Consider the following 21,004-nt stretch of genomic DNA (forward strand, 5'->3'; position numbering starts at 1 on the left):
GCGTGACACGCTTAAGCGTTCCTTCATTTTTCGGCGTCTATCCTGCTAACCGGTTCCCGTGCACTCCCTCGCAACCACGAGAACCGATTTAGCCGACGACGACGTCGGCTTTTTTTCGCGCAAGCCCAAGCGACGCGACGTAAGCGACGCGACGTAAGCAACGCGACCTGAGCGACGCGACTTAAGCGAGGCGGCTGTCGCGCAACGGGTTGCGTTCGGCGGGCACGGCCCCTGTGAGCACGTCCATCACGTAGTCTTTCACCAGCGCGCACACGTCGCCCGAGGTATTGCCGAACTCGGCGCCCACCAGGGTTTCCCCGCCCTTCGTGCGGCGGTTGCGCGCGATGCAGTTCAGCGGCGCCGTGCGTACGCGGCCCGCGCGCGCGAGCGGCAGCGACAGCTTGAAATGCTCGCCGGGCGCGAGCGAATTCGAGTTCACGAGCAGGCCCACGCCCGCCGCGCTCAGATCGACCGCGCGAACTTCCGTGCCCGCCATCGGACGGTCGTTTCTGGACAGATGCGCAGTCACGTCGATGCCGACGCGCACGTGCCGGCGCAGCGCACGCGAACGGACTTCCGCCGGATAGCGCAGATACAGCACGTCGAACGGCGCCGCATGCCGGCCGATCACTTCCGATTCGAACGCATGCCGGTAGCGTCCCGCGATAAATTGCCCTTCGACGGCCTCGCCGGGCGCGAAGGAGGGATCGACGTCCTTGCCCGCGAGCAGCAGGCTGACGTCGTCGAGCACGCCGACGTAGCGCGTGCGCGACGAGATGGCCGGGCCGTTTGCCAGCGTGATGACGAAGTCTTCGGGGATGCAGCCCGCTTGCGGAAAAGCGCCGACGAGCACCTGCTCGTCGTGCTCGCGCCGCGCACGCCCGGAGGACGCGGGCGCGGCCTGTTCCTGCGCGGACAGCGCGTCGTTGCGGCGTTCGCCGGGAAGCAGATGCCTGAACGGCCCTAGCGCAAAGAGCCGCTCGCATTGCTCCGCGCTCTGGACGATGTGCCCGCGGCCCATCAGCAGCTTGCCGTCCGACGTGAACACCGAAAACGGCAGCGGAACTCCGATCGTGACTTCCCGTTGCGACAGCGGCACCAACGGCATGACTCGTACTCTCCTCTCGATGGCTTTTTTGGCTTTTCGCTGCCTCGCGATTTGCGCAAATCGAGGCAGCAGCAAGTATGCACGACGTCGGTATCTTGACCAACCAGGCAAACGTTTGTCTGCGCAGATTGTTTCCACAGACGAAAAAGCGCCGGATCGCACGCGATGCCACGATCGCAACACTTCCTTTCCTGCGGTTCAAGAGTCTTCGCGGCTGCGCGTCCCTATAATGGCTCGCATCGGCGATGCCGGATGACCGGCTTTGCCGCGGCGCGGTTCGCGTGCCATGACTTCGCAGGCTCTGCATCGCGAAAGCCCTATTTAACAGGAAGGCTCGACATGACTACCCAGGCACTCACCGCCGGCATCGATCACGTTGGACTGAGCGTTCGCGATCTAAAGCAGACGCGCGACTTCTTTGTCGAATGCCTGCACTGGAAGCAGGTCGGCGAAAAGCCGGAGTACCCCGCCGCTTTCGTATCGGATGGACACGTGATGCTGACGCTGTGGCAGGTCACGCATCAGGACAGGCTCATCGAGTTCGATCGCAAGAGCAATGTCGGTTTGCATCACCTCGCGCTGCGCGTCGGCAGCGAAGAAGCGCTCGATGAAATTTTCCGGCGGGTTTCGCAGTGGCCGGGCGTCAAGGTCGAGTTTTCGCCCGAGAACCTCGGCCCCGGACCCAAGCGTCACACGATGATCTATGAACCGGGTGGCATCCGGCTCGAGTTCGATTTCGATCCGCGTCTGAAAGCGGCTGGCTGAACCGGACGCCCCATTACGGGCAGACAGGCGCGCGACGGCCAGCTATCACCGCGGGTGATACCCCTATCAAAACAAACCGCGCGTTCTCCTCGTGATCTGTTGCTAGAGTGATGCCAGTGCAGTCTGGCGGCAACGGAGCAGAGGTTGAACATGGACCAGCTTTATATGTTGAAGGCGTTCGTCTCGGCGGCGCAGCATCAGAGTTTCAGCAAGGCGGCGGCGTCGCTGGGCGTCACGACTGGCTCCATTTCGAAGGCGATCGCGAAGCTCGAAGCGTCCATCCAGACGCGCGTGCTTCATCGCACCACGCGCTCCGTCACGCTCACGGAAGAGGCGCAATCGTATTATCTGAGCTGCTGCCGTCTGCTCGAAGAACTCGACGAAGCGAATCGCCGCATCATGCGCGAACGCGAAGTGGACAGCGGCAAGCTGCGTCTCGTGATTCATCCCATGCTGGTCAGCGATACGTTCTCGCAGTTTCTGGCGAGCTATCGCGACGTCGCGCCCAATGTGAACCTTGTGGTCTCCGTGAACGAAGGCGCCGTCAATCTCTACGACGGCCAGTTCGACATGGCGATGCTGCCGCCGCATCAGGTCGAGCAGTCGGCTGTGATCCGCAGAACGTTGTTCAAATCGTCGCGCTCGCTCGTCGCGTCCGCCGACTATCTCGCGCAACGCGGCACGCCGAGGCACGCGGCCGATCTCTCCGAGCACTTCCTGCTGCTGCCGACCCAATCGCGCCAGCGCAACACGAACTACGTGCAGATGATCGAAAACGGCGAACCCGTGCAGGTGATTCCGATGTCGTCGATGGATGGCAACGACGTGCTGCTGCGCGCAGCGGCGCTCGCGGGCGCAGGCATCGCGGAGTTGCCCGAAGCGATTGCGCGTGAAGACGTGGCGATGGGCAAGCTGGTTCCCGTGTTGCCCGGCTGCTCGATCTCGGACAGCGAGGTCGAAGTCTGTCTGTTCTATTCGCACCGCGAATTGCTGCCCGCGCGCTTCAGAACCTTTGTCGACTTTTGCACAGAGTTCTTTCGTCTCAACAGCGCACGACGCCGCACGCCGTATCTGGAGACCCAGCAGCGGGCGGCGTAGCTGGCCGCTTAAGCTGCCGCCATCACGGGGCCGAACTGCGAACGGGTGACGTCCACGAATGCCTGCATCGCGCTCGACACATAGGCGTCGTGGCGACGGATGAACAGCGTCGCGACCTGCGCTTTCTCGGGCGGCAACGCATGGAGCGCGACGATCTCCTGCTTGGCCGCGCTAGCAACCACGCCGCGCGGCAACAGCGTCACACCGATACCCGCCGCAACGCACGCGACGATCGCGTCGAGCGAGCCGAATTCGAGCGGTGTGGCCGTGAGTATGCCCTTCTCCGCGAGCAGCGCATCGAGCCGCTGACGATACGAACAACCCAGCCTGAAGACGATTGTCTTGAGATCGGGCGACGCGGACAACGCGTCGATCGATCGCACGTTGCGCGACGTCACCAGCACCAGTTCTTCCTGGAAGATCATTTCGGCATGCAGGTCGGGATGATCGACGGGGCCCGCGACGAATGCGCCATCGAGCCGGCAAGCGGCCACGTCTTCCGTGAGGCTGCAACTCGTGCCTGTCGTCAGCGACAGGCGTACTTGCGGATAGATGCCCGCGAAGTTGCTGAGTATGGGCGACAGACGCAGCGCCGCCGTCGTTTCGAGCGTGCCCAGCGCGAGCGTGCCCGCCGGCGGGCCGTCGTCGAGCGCGGCGACCCGCGCGTCGGCAAGCAGCTTGGCAATGCGCGCAGCGTACGGCAGCATCCGTTGGCCCGCGGGCGTCAGGCTGACGCCGCGCACGTGCCGTTGAAACAGCGCGACACCGATCTCCCGTTCGAGAGCGCGGATTCGTGCTGTGACGTTGGACTGAACGGTATGAAGTTCTACGGCCGCCCGGTTCATGCTGCCGTGACGGGCCACTGCCTCAAACACCTTGAGGTCGGCGACATCCATGCTGGGTACCTCGATGAAATCCTTAAGGCCTTCGCGGCCTGCGGGTCGACGCTCATCGTACACCAAAGATGCAGCGCTCACCGGCGGGGCGATGGGTTCTCAACCGGGTTCGACCGTGCAAGGCACGTTGAGATACAAAGCCAGCCGCTTCTTCACTGCGCCTTGCGCCGCTTTTGCTGCGGCCCGCTCGCGGTGATCAGCGTGCATTGAACGGGATGCGCGAGTTCTGCGGCGAGTCCGCCTGCAAGAAAGAACAAGATTGCCAATAGACGTTTCATGATGCCTCCAGCTTCAAATGACGTCTTCGTTATAGCGCACAGCAGAGGTTCATTTGTGTCCCAATGTATCGGAACGCGCGCCTGATACAAGACGATTCAAATGCAAGACATGTCGACACAGCGCAGATACGCGCACTCGTTTCAATACGTCCATGTCTTCTACAAAAAAGGACGCTGACATGTTCTCCCGACTCAAGACCTTGACCACCGTCGGCGCATTCGCCGCTATTGCCGCGCTGGGTGCTGTGGTCGCCAACAGCGGCGCCGCGACGGGCGGTCCCGTCCAGAACAATCGCGCTGCGCCGGAATTCGCGGGCATCGATCAATGGTTGAATTCGCAGCCACTGACTTTGCAGCAGTTGCGCGGCAAGGTCGTGCTGGTGGATTTCTGGACGTACACATGCATCAACTGCGTCAATACGCTGCCGCATGTCGAGAAGCTCTACGAGAAATACAAGGACCAGGGCCTGGTGGTGGTCGGCGTGCATACGCCCGAATATGCATTCGAGCGCGAAACGAAAAAGGTCCGTGCGGCCATTGCGGAACACGGGCTGCAATACCCTGTTGCGCAGGACAACAGCTACGCGACATGGAATGCGTACGGCAATCAATATTGGCCCGCGGCCTATCTGATCGACAAGCAAGGGCACATCGTCTATAGCCACTTCGGCGAGGGTGACTACGATCAGATCGATGCCGCTGTCCGCGAACAGCTGGCGCGTCCGGCTCAGGCTGGACAACCTGCACAAGCGGCTCAAGCAGCACAAGCGGCTCAAGCAGGACAAGCAGGACAAGCAGGACAAGCAGGACAAGCGAGCTGACGGTGGACGCGGCGCGGTCGCGCAGACCGCGCCGTCCCGCTCAAAACGCGCTGCGATACGCGTAGAGGCCAGGCAAGCCGCCCGTCATCAGGAACAGCACCTTTGCGCCCGGCGCGAACATCCTGTTTCTGATGTCGTGCAGCAGGCCCGCAAATGCCTTGCCGCTATACACGGGATCGAGCAGCAAGCCTTCCGTGCTGGCCAGAAGCCGCACGGCTTCGCGCATCGCATCGGTGGGAATGCCGTATCCCTCGCCGCGCTGCCCGTCCGCAACGATGACGCTCTCGTCCGGAAGCATCGCTCCCGGCTGAAGCAGCGCCAGCGTTTCCTGCGCCTTCAGCCGCGTGTTGGACAAGGTGTTCTCGTGAGTCGCCAGCACGTTGCAGGCAACGACACGCGCGGGGTCTTCCCTCATCGACAGCAGACCCGCGACGAGACCCGCTTGCGTGCCGCCGCTGCCGTTGGGCAACGCAATGCGATCGAATGACATGTGTGCCGCGCGCGCCTGCTCGAGAATCTCCGCGGCGCACGCCGCATAGCCGAGATTGCCGACCGCAGACGAGCCGCCCAACGGCGCGAGATATACCGTGCGTCCGGACTTGCGCAATTCGTCCGCGCGATGCTGCGCGAACGCCATTGCGTCGGCATTGCCGGGCAGATCATGGATGCGAGCGCCAAACAGTTCGTCGAGCAGTACGTTGCCGTTATGAACATAGGCGTCGTCGTCGCGCGGCACCGTGCGGGTCAGCACGATTTCGCATGCAAGCCCCGCCCGCGCCGCCGCTGCCGCTGTGAGCCGCGCGTGGTTCGACTGGCGTGCGCCAACCGTGACGATTGTGTCCGCGCCTTGTGCGAGCGCTTCGCCTAACAGGAACTCCAGCTTCCTCAGCTTGCTGCCGCCGCCGCCGAGACCCATCAGGTCATCACGCTTGACGTAGATATCCACGTCGCCCATCCGCTCGCTCAAACGGCTGAGGTGCTGGATCGGCGTCGGGCCTTCCGTCAGCTGGTAGCGGGGAAATGCGGTGAGATCGAGAGAAGGTGAGATCGACATGCAGCTGGCTCCCGTAATCGGCATCGTTCGTCGCGCCGATGTTAGCGCATCGTCGAGCGCCTCGCTTGCCGCGACCAACTGACATCAATGCTTGCATATATTGAACATCGGGAAACAGTCGATGAAGTGTTTGCTCTCCTTTGACCACGCATTCGCACGCGCATTGCCCGGCTTGCTGCTGCCCATCCAGTCTTCCAGCGGATTGCTCGCATTTCATTCGATCTCTCTTCGCCATTTATATCGCACGCGATTTACGCGTACTCGATTGACAAATGAGGAAAGCCAGGTATCATGGCGCATCAGATTACATCGCATCCGATTTAAATTAGCGCCTCTTCACTGACACCAACCGGAGATCCCTATGAAAAGCACTCGCGCAGCACTCGCCGCCACCTTCGCCCTTTCCCTCACCGTACTCGCGACGGGCGCCCATGCCGGAGACGCGCAGCCCAAGCCGCAGGAAAAATGCTTCGGCGTGTCGCTCGCCGGCAAGAACGATTGCGCCGCGGGCGCGGGTACGAGCTGCGCGGGCACGTCGAAGGTCGACTATCAGGGCGACGCATTCGTGATGGTCGACAAGGGCACGTGCACCCAGATCAAGACGCCGAAGGGCTTCGGCTCGCTGAAGGCGAAGTCGTGATGATGCACGCCGAAACGCACGAGACTCGCGTGTCGCGAGCGAAACGCAGCGGCCTCGCTGCACCCGGCGCGACGATAGCCGCGCGTATGCCGCGCGCGCTGCCGCCCGCCTTGTTGCTGCTCGTTGCGCGCGTCGGCATTGCGGCCACCTTCTTCCTGTCGGGACGCACGAAAGTGTCGGGCCTGCTGACGATCAAGCCGTCGACCTACGCGCTGTTCAGCTCGGAATACGCGTTGCCGCTGATTCCGCCCGAACTGGCCGCGCATCTCGCCACTTACGCGGAGCATTTATGTCCGCTCCTGCTCGTGCTCGGACTGTTCACGCGGTCCGCCGCGTTCGTACTGCTCGGCATGACGGCCGTGATCGAAATCTTTGTCTATCCGGACGCATGGCCGACGCATCTGACCTGGGCGGGCCTGCTTCTGCCGCTGATCGCCAACGGCGCGGGCACATGGTCGCTCGATCATCTGCTCGGCCGTTCGCGAACGACGCACTGACCGCAACGCAATCTTCACTTAACGACAGCGAGGCTTTGCAGCCTCCAGGCAAAAACACTATGCGCATTTCTTCGACTCTGACTCTCGTCGCAGCCGCCCTTGCCGTTTCCGGCTCGGCCTTCGCCGCAACACCCGATGCACCCGATGTACCCACGGGCGCGAAGAACATCGTGATCGTGCACGGCGCGTTCACCGACGGCTCCGGCTGGCGCGCGGTGCACGACATTCTGATTCATAAGGGCTACAACGTCCGCATCGTCCAGCCGCCGATGACGACGTTCGAAGGCGACGTCGCGGCGACCAGCAACGCCGTGATCGGACAGACTGGTCCCGTCGTGCTCGTTGGTCATGGCTACGGCGGCGCCGTCATCACGGAAGCGGGCGCGCGCCCCAAGGTCAAGGCGCTCGTCTATGTCGCCGCGTTCGAGCCGGACGTCGGCGAAAGCGTGACGCAGCTGGCCGGTTCGATGCCGAAGCTCACGGACGGCGTGCGCATGACGATCGACGGTCACTACTACTTCGACCCAGCGAAGTACGGCACCGATTACGCAGGCGATCTCGTCTCGAACCGCACCGACTTCATGGCCGTCTCGCAGGTGCCCGCCACCGTCGCGACGTTCGCGTCGGCGCCGTATTCCGTCGCATGGCACAACAAGCCGACCTACGGCATCGTCGCGACCGACGACCGCGTCATCAACCCGGACCTGCAACGCTGGATGTACAAGCGCGCCGGTTCGAAGGTGACGGAAGTGAAGGCAAGCCACGCGATCGAGATCTCACAGCCGGAAGCCGTCGCGAAGGTCATCGAAGAAGCGGCTTTGCACGCGAAATAAACATCACGGTTTTTCCAGCCACATTCTTCTCAACCACCCAAGGAGCAACCTCATGAACAGCAACGTCAAATCCCGCGTCAGCTTCGCCGCAGCCGCGGCCCTTCTCGCGCTCGCCTCGGCGACCGTCGCGACCTCCGCGAACGCCGCTACGGGCGAGCAGCCCGGCCGCTGCTACGGCGTCAATGCGTGCAAGGGCCAGGCGCTGTGCGCGACGGCTCATAACGACTGCAAGGGCCTCAACAGCTGCAAGGGCAAGGGCGTGGTCGTCAAGACGCCGAGCGAGTGCCTCGCGCTCGGCGGCACGCTGACCGAACCGAAGTAACGCTTTGCCGGGCTGCCCCAGCGTTTCGGGCCAGCCCGTATGCCTACACAACACCGCCGTGCGCGCACCATGAATTCTTCCAATCCCCGTTTTGCAGGCTATGGTCTTGGCCTGCGCAAGGAACACTATCGCGACTTCCTCGAAACGGAGGTTCCCGTCGATTTCGTCGAAGTCATCTCCGAGAACTTCATGGTCGAAGGCGGTCAGCCGCGCGACATCCTGCGCCGCGTGCGCGAGCGGCACCCGGTCGTGCTGCATGGCGTGTCGATGTCGATCGGCTCGGCGGACGGCATCGACCGCGATTATCTGCGCCGTCTGAAATCACTCATCGGCGATATCGAGCCGCTGTTCGTCTCCGATCATCTGAGCTGGTCGCGCATCGGCCGCTTCAATTCGCACGACCTGCTGCCCGTTCCCTACACCGACGAGGCGCTCGCTACCGTGTGCGACAACATCGATATCGCGCAGAATGCGCTCGGCCGCACGATGCTGTTCGAGAATCCATCGAGCTATCTCGCGTTCGAGGGCGCGACGATGACCGAATGGGAATTCATTTCGGCGATGTCGAAGCGCACGGGTTGCGCCCTGCTGCTCGACGTGAACAATATTTTCGTGAGCGCGACGAATCATGGTTTCGACGCACTTGCGTATCTCGACGGACTGCCTGCCGATCGCGTGCATCAGATCCATCTCGCCGGACATTCGCAGGGTCGCGATCTGCTGATCGACACGCACGACAGCCCCGTGTGCGACGAAGTCTGGACGCTCTATGCGAACGCGATGGCGCGCCTCGGTCCCGTCGCGACGATGATCGAGCGTGACGGCAACGTGCCGCCGCTGAACGAACTGCTCCGGGAACTGTGGATCGCGCGCAAGCTCGGCACGCGCGCTGAACATGCGCAGGACCCGCGCATCGCGGAGGCCGCATGACGCTCGCTGCGTGGCAACAGGACTTCCGTACGTGGCTCACCGATGCATCGAAAGAAGCGGCATTCCGCGTGGGCGCCGATGCAATGCGCGGATTGTCGGTCTATCAGAACAACTATCGCGGGCAGCTGATCGAGTGTCTCGAAGATTCGTTTCCACGGGTACGGATGTTGCTCGGCGACGAGGCGTTTCTGCACGCGGCCATCACGCACGTCAACCATCATCCGCCCCATGCATGGACGCTCGACGCCTATGCGGACGGCTTCGGCGACACGCTCAACGTGCTGTTTCCGCACAACCCTGACGTGCACGAACTCGCGTGGATCGAGCACGCGCTGACGGAGGCCTTCGTCGCGCACGACGCCGAACCACTGCCGCTCGACGCACTCGGTTCTGTCGACTGGGACGCGGCACGCCTGCGTTTCGCGCCATCGTTCAGGCACCGCATCGCGACCACCAATGCGGATAGCATCTGGACGGCGCTGTCCGGCAATGCCGAGCGGCCTGAAAGCGAAATGCTCCCGGAGCCTGGCGGGCTGATCGTCTGGCGCCGGCAATTCGTGTCGTGCCTGAAGCGCGCCGACGCCGCCGAGTACGAAGCGCTCCTTCATCTGCAGGAAAACGCAAGCTTTGCAACACTATGCGGTCTGCTCGTCGGGCGTCTGGGTGAGGCGGACGGCGTAGCGAAAGCGGGCGCGCTGCTTGCGGAGTGGCTGGGCAGCGAGCTGATCGTCGGCGTGGACGGCGTCTGAGAAGCGCGATGCTGGCGCGACGCATCAGCCGCATCAGCCGCGGCATCAGCCGCCGCATCAGCCGCATCAGGCAGGCAAGGTACAGGCTTTCGGTACGGAGCAGTCGTGCCGGGCAAGCGGCTTCTACCACAGGGCGTTCTGGCCAACGCCCGATTCGTCAACTACGATCGAAGGGAGCAAAATGCCGATTGTCACCATCCAGGTCACGCGCGAAGGCACGAAGCCGGGCGCGGACTGCGTGAGCGCCGAGGAAAAAGCGCAGCTCATCAAAGGCGTGAGCCAGCTGTTGCTCGACGTGCTGCACAAGCCGCTGGAATCCACCTTCGTTGTGATCGAGGAGGTGCCGACGGAGAATTGGGGCTGGGGCGGTCTGCCCGCCCTGGAGTATCGAAAGCTCAAAGCATCGAAGCAAGCCTGACCCGCAGTCTTCCAACAACGCGTAGGACTTCATCGAAGGAGTTTGCCATGTCGCTCGAAAAGGCCCTTTACACAGCACACGCAACCGCAACGGGTGGCCGCGACGGCCGCGCGACCGTGCCGGAAGCCGGCCTCGATTTCAAGCTCACAACGCCGAAGGAACTGGGCGGCGGGGGCGGCGCCGGCGCCAATCCCGAACAGCTGTTCGCGGCCGGCTATAGCGCGTGCTTCATCGGCGCGATGAAATTCGTTGCCGCACGGGACAAGATCGCGATGCCCGCCGATGCGTCGATCGACAGCAGCGTCGGTATCGGGCCGATTCCGAATGGCTTCGGCATTGAAGTCGCGATGAAAATCTCATTGCCTGGTATGGACCGTGATGCCGCGCAGGACCTGATCAACAAGGCTCACATCGTGTGCCCGTATTCGAACGCGACACGCAACAACATCGACGTGAAACTGACGCTGGCTTAACACTGCGCATTCATGTATGAACGCTGGCCGCAATGGCGAATTGCGGCCAGCATTATCCTTTTGCCGCAACCCGCGTTCAGTCGAGCAGGTCGTTCACGACAGCGGGGCTGTGCGAGTCCATCCAGTCGTATGAGTCGCTGAAGTGCGCCCACGCCCAGTTGCGCGGTACAGCGGCCGCTTGTGCCTTATCGTTCGATACCGTTTCAACGCGTGCACGTACACCCGCGCCGCAGTGGTCGTCGATATTGCGGAAGTTCAAAGATTCGCGCTTCATTGCATGATCCTCAGTAGAGCCTGCCACGGCGTCGGGATGTTCAAACGCCGGCCTTTGACGTTAGGCTAACCCTACTCACGCGATCGACAAACCGGGCTGCATAGAATTCACAGTTTTCAAATCGGGAATAATGCCTGGAAGCGGCTTTACCTTCAGACCATTGCGCCAGACGCAAAAGCGCAGCCCTTAGGAAAAGGGCTGCGCGATCAATGCGTCAGGTCGATACGGCTTACTTCGCGGTCGGCATCGCGAACTCGGCGCCCTTCTCGATGCTCTCCGACCAGCGCTGCATGATCGACTTCTGCTTCGTATAGAAGCGCACGCCCTCTTCGCCGTAAGCATGCGTGTCGCCGAACAGGCTGCGCTTCCAGCCGCCGAAACCGTGCCACGCCATCGGCACGGGAATCGGCACGTTGATGCCGACCATGCCCACTTCGATGCGGCGGCCGAACTCGCGCGCAATGTGACCGTCGCTCGTGAAGCACGCGACGCCGTTGCCGAACTCATGCGCGTTGATCAGTTCGACGGCTTCCGTGAAGTCCTTCACGCGCACGCACGCGAGCACCGGGCCGAAGATTTCTTCCTTGTAGATGCGCATCTCCGGCGTCACGTTGTCGAACAGCGTACCGCCCGTGAAGAAGCCGTCTTCGTGACCGGCCACCTTCAGACCGCGACCGTCGACGACGAGCGTCGCGCCTTCTTTCACGCCCTCGGCGATATAGCCTTCGATCCGCTCCAGCGCCTGGCGCGTGACGATCGGGCCCATTTCGGCATCGGCTTCCATGCCGTTCTTCACGATCAGCGTGCGGGCGCGCTCGGCGAGTCGCGGCATGATCCGGTCGGCGACATCGCCGACCAGCAGCGCAACCGAGATCGCCATGCAACGCTCGCCCGCCGAGCCGTAGGCGGCGCCGATCAGCGCGTGGATGGCCTTGTCGAGATCGGCGTCGGGCATCACCACCATGTGGTTCTTCGCGCCGCCCAGCGCCTGCACGCGCTTGCCGTGCTTCGCGCCCGTCTCGTAGATGTAGTTCGCGATCGGCGTCGAACCGACGAAGCTCACCGCCTTCACATCGGGATGCGTGAGCAGCGCGTCGACGACGACCTTGTCGCCCTGGACGACATTGAACACGCCATCGGGCAGGCCGGCTTCTTTCAGCAGTTCAGCCATGAAGAGCGCCGCCGAGGGATCGCGCTCGCTCGGCTTGAGGATGAACGTATTGCCCGTCGCGATCGCGACCGGGAACATCCAGCACGGCACCATGCACGGAAAATTGAACGGCGTGATGCCCGCGACGACACCCAGCGGCTGACGCATCGTCCAGTTGTCGATGCCCGTCGACACCTGTTCGGTGTAATCGCCCTTCAGCAGCTGCGGAATGCCGCACGCAAACTCGATCACGTCGATGCCGCGCGACACTTCGCCCTGCGCATCCGAGAACACCTTGCCGTGCTCCGCCGTGATGATCGCGGCGAGTTCGTCGCGATGACGGTTCATCAGTTCGAGGAAACGCAGCATGACGCGCGCACGCCGGATGGGCGGCGTATCGGCCCACTTCGGAAACGCGGATTTCGCGCTCGCGACGGCCGCTTCGACATCGGCGGCTTCGCCCAGCAGCAGCTTACGGGCTCTCGCGCCCGTCGCCGGGTTGAACACGGCCTGGCTACGGCTTCCCGTTCCCTCGGCCCGCTGCCCGTGAATGAAATGACCTACGTCTGCGCTGTCGGTATAGGCTTGCATGTCGGCTCCTCCTTCGTGATTGACGTTGATCGAAGTGTAGAAAGCAGCGGACACGCTGGAAAGAGGCTACCATTGAACTCAATGTTTTCTATCGTGAACAATGAGTGTATGGAAGCGCAAAATATCGAAGATCTGTGGACGCATCTGCACTGGCTCACGATGCTCGCCGAACAGGGCACCTACACGGCGGCCGCCGCGCGCCTCGGCGTCAGCAAGGCGGCGATGAGCCAGCGCATTTCCGAACTGGAGCGCGCGGCGGGCATCTCGCTGGTGCAACGCACGACGCGCAGCGTGCGCCTGACGGAGGCCGGCCAGCAGCTCGTCGACGCGACGCGCGGCCAGTATGCGCAGATCGCCGCGAGCTTCGCGCAGGTACGCGAGCTGTCGGGCGTTCCGCGTGGACAGGTCCGCGTGACCGCGCCCGTCGCATTCGCGCGCCAGCAGCTGGTGCCGAAACTGCCCGAATTTCTGTCGGCGAACCCGGCCGTGCGTGTGCAGCTCGAGGTGTCGGACAGGATCGTGTCGCTCGCCACGGAAGGCTTCGACCTCGCGATTCGCCACAGCGCGGAGCCGCCCGATACGCATGTCGCGTGGAAGCTGTGCGATACGCATTCCGTGATCGTCGCGACGCGTGCGTATCTGCGAAAACGCGGCACGCCGGCATCACCCGACGATCTCGCCGGGCACGATTGCCTGTTCTATCCGCGCTCGACGGGCGAACCGATGTGGTCGTTCGAGCGCAAGACGACGAGAAAGAACGCGGCGCGGCCCATTACGCTGCCCGTCAAAGGCCAGTTCTGCGCGAACAACAGCGAGACGCTGCGCGACGCGGCGCTCGAAAGCCTCGGCATTGCGCTCGTGCCGGATTTCACCGCACAGGCTGCCGTGCAGGCGGGCAAGCTGGTCGTCGTGCTGCCCGACTGGCGCGTGACGGGCGCATTCGCCGAGCAGCTTTATATCGTGCGGCCCTACGCGTCACATGTGCCGCGTGCAGTCGGCCTGTTCGTCGCTTATCTGCGCGAGCGTTTCGCCAACGGCTTTCCTGTTTGACGGATCGCGCGCCGCGCTAGATGCCGACGCCATCCGCATAGCTGGAAATCAGCGACTTCACGCGTGCTTCGGCGGCGTCCGATGCAGACGTGTAGATCACGAGGCTGAGGTCCGGCCGTCCATGCACCGCGAACGCCGAAGACGCCAGTGCGGGACTGAATTCCATTGCGTCGAGCACCCGCTGCGCGTAATGGCCAGCATGGTCGGGGCAAATGCCGCGCCGAAGAGGAGACTCAGTTTGACTGCGATGGAACGCATGCCCATGCGTGATTCCCGTCCGAATGCGTTGAGTGAGGCGGATTCCGGGCGTCCATCCAGTCGAGCCCGGGCGCGCCGCTTGCGTCTGCCCGCCTGTTACGGCCGCACCGCGCGAGGTCTGAACATCGTGCATTTTTTATAATTGACTCTATCCGCCATGCATGAGCGGACAGCGACTTCCCATCTCCCGACGAAACCGGACTACAGCCGAACGGCGCGCAAAGCTTGAACCTGGCAACGCAACGCGAAGCTCGATCCGAATTGCCCTATATCGCGCCCTTGAGCGCTCGTTGCGCAAGCGTGTATAACCGTTGAAAGAGCCCTTCGCACCTCTATGCATGTTGCATTGGAATGCCGCATGCATCTCATCATGACGTTTTCAACGCACGCGCCACTGACGCAGAACGGAGCTTGCCTCACGATGAATGCCAGCCAGGAACGACAAATCGACACGACCGACACCACTGCACTGCTGAACCGCGAGCGATCGACGAATGGGCGTCTGAGAAAGCTGATCGACGCGCATTCCAGAATCGCCGCGGCGAAGCTGGATCTCGACCGCTTTCTGTCGCTCGTCACCGACTCGCTGCTCGAACTGGTGCCGGCCGCGCATGCGTCCGTAGTCGAATGGGTCGATGGCGAGGACATGGTGTATCGCGCGTGCAGCGGCACCATCGCGCATCACCTCGGCTTGCGCCTCAAGCGCGACGGCAGCCTGTCGGGACTGTGCTCGCTGGAAAAGCATCTGCTGTACAGCGTCGATACGGCCAACGATCCGCGCGTCGATGCGGCCGCGTGCAGGCGCGTCGGCGCGATGTCGATGATCGTCGCGCCGCTGCTCTATCAGTCCGAAGTCGCGGGCGTCGTGAAGCTGATGGCAGGCAGCGCGAGCGCATTCTCGAACGAAGACATCGAGACGCTCGAACAGATCACGTCGCTCGTCGCATCGGGCATGGCGCATCAGCGCGTGTTCGCCGAGAACCGCGCACTGATCGAGCAGAACACCATCACGATCGCGCGGCTGCGCACCGAGATCAGCCTGCGCGAAGCCGCCGACAGCAAGCTCGAAGCGTCGCTGCGGCGCCGCCGTCTCGTGCTCGATACGACCCACGATGCGTTCGTGTGCACCGATGCCGACGGCATCATCATCGATTGGAACGACGCCGCGACGCACACGTTCGGCTACGCACGCGACGCCGTCATGGGGCGGCCCATCCTGGACGCACTGTTCCCCGCCCGCTGCAAGGCGCGCTATGCCGAACTGGATGTCTTCAGGATCACGCCGGAACCGAACCCGGAAGCGTCCTCGCACCGCAGCCGCACGGAACTCATCGCGCGGCGCATCGACGGCAACGAGTTTCCCGCTGAATTGTCCGTGTGCCCCGTGCAGTTCGACGGACACATCGAGCTTGCGTACTTCGTGCGCGACGTCACCGAACGCTTCAGCGCGCGCGAACTCGACAAGCGCTTTCGCGTGCTGGTCGACGCGATCAAGGACTACGCGATCACGATGCTCGACTCGCAAGGCAACATCACGACGTGGAGCGCGGGCTCGACCCAGGTGATGGGCTATGCGCCGCACGAAGTGCTCGGCCAGCCGGCGTCGCTGTTCTACACGCCCGAAGACGTCGCGGCGGGCAGACCGCGGCGCGACCTCGAACTGGCCGCGCGCGAAGGCCGCGTCGAAACGGAAGAGTGGCGCGTGCGCAGGAATGGCACGATCTTCTGGGCAAACATCATCACGACGGCGCTGCGCGATCCGAACGGCGCGCTGCAGGGCTTTGCGAAGATCACGCGCGACATGTCGCGGCGGCGGCGTCTCGAAGAACTCGAAGCATCCAGCCAGCGGATGAGCCAGTTCCTCGCGCTGCTCGGGCACGAACTGCGCAATCCGCTCGCGCCGCTGCGCAATGCGGTGAGCATGCTGCAACTGAAGTCCGCCGGACATCATGGCTTCCTGCCGGAGCACGAACTGATCGACCGGCAGCTGTCCCATCTCACGCGGCTCGTCGACGATCTGCTCGACGCTGGGCGCGTCACGCTGGGACGCGTGCAGATCGAGCCGAAGCCGGTGTCGATGCAGGCCATCGCGCAACTGAGCATCGAAGGCAGCGCGCCGCTGCTGGCCGCGCGCGACCAGACGCTCGACGTCGTGATGCCCGACACGCCCATGTTTATCGAAGGCGATCTCACGCGGATGGTGCAGGTCGTGCAGAACCTGCTGAACAACGCGTCGAAGTTCAGTCCCGCGGGCGCGTCGATCGGCTTGCAGGTGTTCCGTTCGGGCCGGCTGCTCGCGATCCGCATTCACGATCCGGGGCGCGGCATCGACCCCGATGCAATTGACGCGATCTTCAACCTGTTCGTGCAGGAAACGCCGACGGAAGAACAGGCCGACAAGAGCGGTCTCGGCATCGGGCTGACGCTGGCGCGCGCGATCGTCGATCTGCATGGCGGCCATATCGAGGCGCATAGCGAAGGACGCGGCAAAGGCAGCGTGTTCACCGTGTGGCTGCCCGAATGCAGCCATGCGATCGCCGACGAAGGCCCGCGCGACGAAGCGCCCGCGCCCGCGCAAGCCGTCGATCTGAAAGTGATGGTCGTCGACGACAACATCGATTCCGCCGACAGCATGGCGACGCTCGTGAAGGTGCTCGGCCACGAAGCGCACGCGGTGTACGACGGCGCGGCCGCCATCGACCTCGCGCATACGTTGCAGCCCGATCTCGTGCTGCTGGATCTGTCGATGCCGAAGATGACGGGCTTCGAAGCCTTGCCGCATATCCGCAAGGCACTCGCCGCGCCGGGCGCCGTGATCGCGGCGATGACGGGGCTCGGCACCAGCGAAGACCGCGCGCGGACGGAAGCCGCCGGTTTCGATCTGCACCTGACCAAGCCCGTCGACCTGCCCGACCTGGAAGGCGTGTTGCAGATCGCAGTCAAGCACGTGCGCGACTAGCGGAAGCGTTGCGTCGGCGCACGCTTACCGATCCTTCCGGATGCTCAAGAAGCGCATTTCACGGACGTTACCGAGGACAGTACTTTCAAGCGAGGATCGAACGTGGAAACAGTCAACCCCGAACTCATTGCGCGGCTCGTGCGGATCAATCCTGTCGTCATCGTCAACGGCGAGACGTCGCGCTCGCTGCGCTATCACGGCAAGCGCAACGTGCGCGCGCTGATGGGCTTTCTCGGCATGTATCGCGAGATGCGCGCACTCGTCTACAGTCATTCGGCGAGCGGCCGGCAGATGTGGCTTGACGTGCAGACAGGACGCGTGTCGCAACTGCCCGTGCGGCTGCCGAACTGAGGGCGCTGCGGTTTGTGTGCGAAAGAGGCTCCGGCGGGCCTCTTCGCGACGCATAACCTGATGTCATCGCACCGCGAAAATAAAGCGCATTGACGCGGATGTATCGGCCGCCAATACTCGACGCAGAGCAAACGTGGCCGCACCATGACCAATCGACCGGAACACATCCAGACCTTCATTCGTATTGCGGAGAACCTCTTCCAGTCCGACCGGCTCCCGGCAGGGGGAAGGCTCGTGGCGTCGCGGGTTTTCGAGCGGCTTCGGACCCCGTCCGACGACGGGAAGCGACATCGCGTCCGCTATCCCGCATGCGAGTGGCTCGATGCTGCGTTGGCGCCCGTCCTGAACGAGCCGACGCAGATCGGCGCGGCGGCACGCACGATCAGACTGCTCGAACCCGACCTGGGATGGTCGCGCCGCACGTCGGGCTCGCAGGGCAGCGAGAACTATATCGAAGGGCACGTGCACGGCATGATTTGCGGGCCGGGTGGCGCAGAAAGCCGCTACGACGTGCAGCTCGGCTTTTCCGTCATGGCGCCCAACGTTCGATACCCGGACCACAGCCATCCCCCGGAAGAAGCGTATGTGCTCTTCACTGCGGGCGACTTCCGCCAGCGAGACGGCGACTGGTTCGACCCCGGGATCGGCGGCGGCATCCACAATCCGCCCTCCAGCCCGCATGCGATGCGGTCTGGCCCGGTTCCTTTCCTCGCGGTCTGGTGTCTGCTGGTCTGATCCGATCGCAGCAGGAACGGGAAACATCCCTCCGCGAAACCGCAAATCCCGATTGGCAAGCCGCCGCAACGTCAGCCGCCCGCCCTCTTGATGGCGCGCCTGCCAGAGAAAACGATTAACTTCCTTAACGCATTTTCGGCATTCCATAGCGCGCCGTCACGGCGGATGTAGCGAAAACACGGACTAGCCAAGCGGCCTCAAACCTTCTATTCTTAGAAAAACGTTTTCCAAACGTGACGGAATCATGCCCGCGCCAGCCCGACCGACCGCGCGACGCATCCCGCCCCGGCGCTCGTCGCCGGTTATGAAAAGACCGCGGCGCGACGAGCGATGCCGCGAATGGAGACATACATGCAATCTGCCGTCGTCGGCGTGGTGCGCACCGCCAGCCGCTTCCGCTGGACCGTCTGTGCGCTACTTTTCTTCGCCACCGTCATCAACTACATGGACCGGCAGATTCTCGGTCTGCTCGCGCCGCTGCTCCAGCACGAAATCGGCTGGACGCAGGTGCAGTACGGCCGCATCGTGATCGCGTTCTCCGCGTTTTACGCGATCGGCCTGCTTTGCTTCGGACGCATCGTCGACTGGCTCGGAACGCGCATTTCGTACGCGGGCGCCATGCTCATCTGGAGCATCGCCGCGATGCTGCACGCGGCCGTCGGCTCGGTGATGGGCTTCGCGGCCGTGCGCGCGCTGCTCGGCATCGGCGAAGGCGGCAATTTCCCCGCCGCCATCAAGACCACGGCCGAATGGTTTCCGCGCCGCGAGCGCGCGCTCGCGACGGGCATCTTCAACTCCGGCGCGAACATCGGCGCGGTGTTCGCACCCGCGATCATTCCCGCGATTGCCGTGATGTACGGCTGGCGCGCGGCGTTCGTCATCATCGGCGCGATCGGCATCGTGTGGCTGGCCGTGTGGCTCGTGGTCTACCGCCCCAATGACGGCAGCGCGCGAGACGAAGCGTTCGACGAACCGCGCGACGAAGTTGAAGCGCTCGACGCCCGCCACGCCAACGCCCGCGCACCCGGCTGGGGCGAACTGATCAGGAAGCGCGAAACGTGGGCGTTCCTGATCGGCAAGTTCCTGACCGACCCTGTGTGGTGGTTCTACCTGTTCTGGCTCCCGAAGTGGCTCAACGAATCGCGCGGCATGGACATGCAGCACATCGGTTTGCCGCTGGTCGTCATCTACGCGATCACGACGGTGGGCAGCATCGGCGGTGGCTGGATCTCGTCGACGCTGCTGCGCAAGGGCTGGACCGTGAATGCCGCGCGCAAGACGGCGATGCTGATCTGCGCGTGCTGCGTGCTGCCCATCGCGTTCGTGTCGCAAGTCGATAGCCTGTGGATGGCCGTTGGCATCGTCGGTCTGGCAGCGGCTGCGCACCAGGGCTGGTCGGCGAATCTGTTCACGACGGCATCCGACCTCTTCCCGCGCCGCGCACTGGGCGCCGTGGTCGGCATCGGCGGGATGGCGGGCTCGATCGGCGGCGTGCTGTTCTCGGAAGTGATCGGCCAGGTGCTGCAGCGCACGGGTCACTACTGGGTGCTGTTCGCGATCGGCGCGCTCGCCTATCTGCTCGCACTCGCGATCATGCACATGCTGACACCGCGCATGTCGCCCGCGAAGCTCGATGCGTAAGCACGCATGGCGCGCCGCCTCGCGCGGCGCGCGTGCCGCAGCACAGCGCGCGAGCGGAGCGTCAGCCCACAGCAGCCGTCGATTCGCGCACGATCAGCCGCGGCTCGAACATCGAATGCTCGGCTTCCGTATGACCCGCCAGTCCATCGATGAGCTTCTGCATTGCCAGCTCGCCCATCTTCTCGCTCTGGATATCGACGGTCGTCAAAGCGGGCGCGGCGTACTCGCCATACGGCACGTTGTCGACACCCGTGACGGACACGTCGCGCGGCAGCTTGAAGCCAAGCGATGCCGCTTCCTTCATGAAGCCGAGCGCGATCAGGTCGTTGTAGCAGATCACGGCCTGCGGCCGCTGCGGCCCGAGCATCAAGCGCGAGCACGCCTGCTCGCCCGCTTTCGCGGTCGGAGCATGCGCATCGTGCACGTCGAGCGTGAGCCCCGCTTCGTCGAGACACTCGCGCACGCCGCGAATACGCTCGTCGTTGATACGCGCCTGGCCGAAGCCGAGATAGGCGATGTGCCGGTGCCCGAGATTCAGCAGATGGCGCGCGAGCATGTAGGTCGCGAGCCGGTTGTCGATGCCGACGCTCGGAATCGGCAGGCCCGGACTGCGACGCAACAGCACGAGCGGCTTGTTGAGTTCGAGCATCCACTGCGATTCTTCGTCGGGCATGCGCGAACTGACGATCAAACCGTCGACGCGTTGCGCGAGCGCTTCGATCAGCGAACGCTCGCGCGCCTGGTTCTCTTCTGTATCGACGAGCAGCAGCGTGTAGTCGTGCTGAAGCGCGACGCGGTTCGCGCCCTTCACGACATTCGTGAAGTGCGGATTGCTGATGTCGAGAATCGCGAGACCGATGGCGCGCGTGCGGCCCGTGATCATCGAGCGCGCGAGCGGGTTCGAACGATAGCCGAGCCGCTCGATCGCTTCCTTGAGCCGCGCTTCGACGGCAGGAGAGAACCGCTGCGCGCCGTTGATGTACTTGGACACGGTGGCGACGGACACACCCGCCTCGACGGCCACGTCGCGAATCGTCGGGGAAACTTTTTTCATGCGAGGGTAACGTTTTCGTTCGTCTTGCACGATTGTCGCAGAAAACGCCTCGTCCGGAA

General features: G+C 63.5%; 23 protein-coding genes and 1 pseudogene. 16 read left to right on the forward strand and 8 right to left on the reverse strand.

The features are described 5' to 3' along the window. Positions 1-181 precede the first annotated feature (181 nt). Entirely contained in the window at positions 182-1,108 is a 927-nt protein-coding gene (locus FRZ40_RS37745) for a PilZ domain-containing protein (RefSeq protein ID WP_147237592.1), read from the reverse strand. Positions 1,109-1,447: 339 nt separating this feature from the next. Between FRZ40_RS37745 and FRZ40_RS37750 the strand changes: the two genes are divergently transcribed. Both FRZ40_RS37750 and FRZ40_RS37755 read left to right on the forward strand, forming a co-directional pair. Further along, positions 1,448-1,873 (forward strand): VOC family protein, encoded by a 426-nt coding sequence (locus FRZ40_RS37750; protein ID WP_147237593.1) that lies wholly within the window; start codon positions 1,448-1,450, stop codon positions 1,871-1,873. A 150-nt stretch (positions 1,874-2,023) separates the two neighbouring features. Further along, positions 2,024-2,971: a LysR family transcriptional regulator gene (locus FRZ40_RS37755; protein WP_028366258.1), complete on the forward strand. Its 948-nt coding sequence runs from the start codon at positions 2,024-2,026 to the stop codon at positions 2,969-2,971. An 8-nt stretch (positions 2,972-2,979) separates the two neighbouring features. On the opposite strand, the gene FRZ40_RS37760 is transcribed toward FRZ40_RS37755, so the two are convergent. Both FRZ40_RS37760 and FRZ40_RS45885 read right to left on the reverse strand, forming a co-directional pair. After that, the gene (locus FRZ40_RS37760) at positions 2,980-3,867 is read right to left on the reverse strand and encodes a LysR family transcriptional regulator (protein WP_147237594.1); all 888 of its coding nucleotides are present in this window, start codon (positions 3,865-3,867) and stop codon (positions 2,980-2,982) included. A 152-nt stretch (positions 3,868-4,019) separates the two neighbouring features. Then, the gene (locus tag FRZ40_RS45885) at positions 4,020-4,145 is read right to left on the reverse strand and encodes a hypothetical protein (protein ID WP_269323358.1); all 126 of its coding nucleotides are present in this window, start codon (positions 4,143-4,145) and stop codon (positions 4,020-4,022) included. Between the two features lie 179 nt (positions 4,146-4,324). On the opposite strand from FRZ40_RS45885, the gene FRZ40_RS37765 reads away from it, so the two are divergent. Then, positions 4,325-4,966, forward strand: coding sequence for a thioredoxin family protein (locus tag FRZ40_RS37765; RefSeq protein ID WP_147237595.1), 642 nt, complete (start codon positions 4,325-4,327; stop codon positions 4,964-4,966). A gap of 40 nt (positions 4,967-5,006) precedes the next feature. Here FRZ40_RS37765 and FRZ40_RS37770 read toward each other — a convergent pair whose 3' ends face one another. Beyond that, a complete protein-coding gene (locus tag FRZ40_RS37770; RefSeq protein WP_147237596.1) occupies positions 5,007-6,020 on the reverse strand; it encodes a D-cysteine desulfhydrase family protein in 1,014 nt (337 codons plus the stop codon). A 361-nt stretch (positions 6,021-6,381) separates the two neighbouring features. Here FRZ40_RS37770 and FRZ40_RS37775 point away from each other — a divergent pair, with 361 nt between their 5' ends. The 8 genes from FRZ40_RS37775 (at position 6,382) to FRZ40_RS37810 (ending at position 10,882) form a co-directional block, all read left to right on the forward strand. Then, positions 6,382-6,660, forward strand: coding sequence for a BufA1 family periplasmic bufferin-type metallophore (locus tag FRZ40_RS37775; protein WP_028366255.1), 279 nt, complete (start codon positions 6,382-6,384; stop codon positions 6,658-6,660). A gap of 2 nt (positions 6,661-6,662) precedes the next feature. Further along, the gene (locus tag FRZ40_RS37780; RefSeq protein WP_420873942.1) at positions 6,663-7,157 is read left to right on the forward strand and encodes a DoxX family protein; all 495 of its coding nucleotides are present in this window, start codon (positions 6,663-6,665) and stop codon (positions 7,155-7,157) included. 59 nt (positions 7,158-7,216) lie between these two features. Next, entirely contained in the window at positions 7,217-7,990 is a 774-nt protein-coding gene (locus tag FRZ40_RS37785; RefSeq protein WP_028366253.1) for an alpha/beta hydrolase, read from the forward strand. A 52-nt stretch (positions 7,991-8,042) separates the two neighbouring features. Beyond that, on the forward strand, positions 8,043-8,312 hold the full coding sequence (gene bufA2, locus FRZ40_RS37790; protein WP_028366252.1) for a BufA2 family periplasmic bufferin-type metallophore: 270 nt from the start codon (positions 8,043-8,045) through the stop codon (positions 8,310-8,312). 69 nt (positions 8,313-8,381) lie between these two features. Continuing rightward, complete coding sequence (gene bufB, locus FRZ40_RS37795) at positions 8,382-9,242, forward strand: MNIO family bufferin maturase (RefSeq protein WP_147237598.1); 861 nt, start codon at positions 8,382-8,384, stop codon at positions 9,240-9,242. Further along, complete coding sequence (locus tag FRZ40_RS37800; protein ID WP_147237599.1) at positions 9,239-9,991, forward strand: HvfC/BufC N-terminal domain-containing protein; 753 nt, start codon at positions 9,239-9,241, stop codon at positions 9,989-9,991. The genes bufB and FRZ40_RS37800 overlap by 4 nt, the downstream gene beginning before the upstream one ends. 181 nt (positions 9,992-10,172) lie before the next feature. Beyond that, positions 10,173-10,409: a tautomerase family protein gene (locus tag FRZ40_RS37805; protein WP_028366249.1), complete on the forward strand. Its 237-nt coding sequence runs from the start codon at positions 10,173-10,175 to the stop codon at positions 10,407-10,409. Positions 10,410-10,456: 47 nt separating this feature from the next. Further along, a complete protein-coding gene (locus FRZ40_RS37810) occupies positions 10,457-10,882 on the forward strand; it encodes an organic hydroperoxide resistance protein (protein WP_028366248.1) in 426 nt (141 codons plus the stop codon). 76 nt (positions 10,883-10,958) lie between these two features. Here the strand turns inward: FRZ40_RS37810 and FRZ40_RS37815 are convergent, their stop codons facing one another. Together FRZ40_RS37815 and FRZ40_RS37820 are read right to left on the reverse strand one after the other, a co-directional pair. Further along, on the reverse strand, positions 10,959-11,156 hold the full coding sequence (locus FRZ40_RS37815) for a hypothetical protein (protein ID WP_147237600.1): 198 nt from the start codon (positions 11,154-11,156) through the stop codon (positions 10,959-10,961). Positions 11,157-11,385: 229 nt separating this feature from the next. Continuing rightward, positions 11,386-12,897 carry a CoA-acylating methylmalonate-semialdehyde dehydrogenase gene (locus FRZ40_RS37820; protein ID WP_147237601.1) on the reverse strand — a complete coding sequence of 504 codons (1,512 nt, stop codon included), beginning with the start codon at positions 12,895-12,897 and terminating at the stop codon, positions 11,386-11,388. 108 nt (positions 12,898-13,005) lie between these two features. Between FRZ40_RS37820 and FRZ40_RS37825 the strand changes: the two genes are divergently transcribed. Beyond that, the gene (locus tag FRZ40_RS37825) at positions 13,006-13,947 is read left to right on the forward strand and encodes a LysR family transcriptional regulator (protein WP_028366245.1); all 942 of its coding nucleotides are present in this window, start codon (positions 13,006-13,008) and stop codon (positions 13,945-13,947) included. 16 nt (positions 13,948-13,963) lie between these two features. Here FRZ40_RS37825 and FRZ40_RS44230 read toward each other — a convergent pair whose 3' ends face one another. Further along, positions 13,964-14,113, reverse strand: coding sequence for a hypothetical protein (locus FRZ40_RS44230; RefSeq protein ID WP_158647069.1), 150 nt, complete (start codon positions 14,111-14,113; stop codon positions 13,964-13,966). A gap of 513 nt (positions 14,114-14,626) precedes the next feature. On the opposite strand from FRZ40_RS44230, the gene FRZ40_RS37830 reads away from it, so the two are divergent. The 4 genes from FRZ40_RS37830 to FRZ40_RS37845 all read left to right on the forward strand — a co-directional run bounded on the left by FRZ40_RS37830 (position 14,627) and on the right by FRZ40_RS37845 (position 19,891). After that, the gene (locus FRZ40_RS37830; protein ID WP_147237602.1) at positions 14,627-17,164 is read left to right on the forward strand and encodes a PAS domain S-box protein; all 2,538 of its coding nucleotides are present in this window, start codon (positions 14,627-14,629) and stop codon (positions 17,162-17,164) included. A 102-nt stretch (positions 17,165-17,266) separates the two neighbouring features. Further along, a complete protein-coding gene (locus FRZ40_RS37835) occupies positions 17,267-17,515 on the forward strand; it encodes a hypothetical protein (protein ID WP_028366243.1) in 249 nt (82 codons plus the stop codon). Positions 17,516-17,659: 144 nt separating this feature from the next. Further along, positions 17,660-18,250 carry a dimethylsulfoniopropionate lyase gene (locus FRZ40_RS37840; protein WP_147237603.1) on the forward strand — a complete coding sequence of 197 codons (591 nt, stop codon included), beginning with the start codon at positions 17,660-17,662 and terminating at the stop codon, positions 18,248-18,250. A gap of 351 nt (positions 18,251-18,601) precedes the next feature. Continuing rightward, a complete protein-coding gene (locus tag FRZ40_RS37845; RefSeq protein ID WP_147237604.1) occupies positions 18,602-19,891 on the forward strand; it encodes an MFS transporter in 1,290 nt (429 codons plus the stop codon). 61 nt (positions 19,892-19,952) lie between these two features. Here FRZ40_RS37845 and FRZ40_RS37850 read toward each other — a convergent pair. Beyond that, positions 19,953-20,986, reverse strand: a pseudogene (locus tag FRZ40_RS37850) (LacI family DNA-binding transcriptional regulator). Positions 20,987-21,004 lie beyond the last annotated feature (18 nt).

The sequence above is a fragment of the Paraburkholderia azotifigens genome (genome assembly GCF_007995085.1).
Lineage (GTDB): Bacteria > Pseudomonadota > Gammaproteobacteria > Burkholderiales > Burkholderiaceae > Paraburkholderia > Paraburkholderia azotifigens.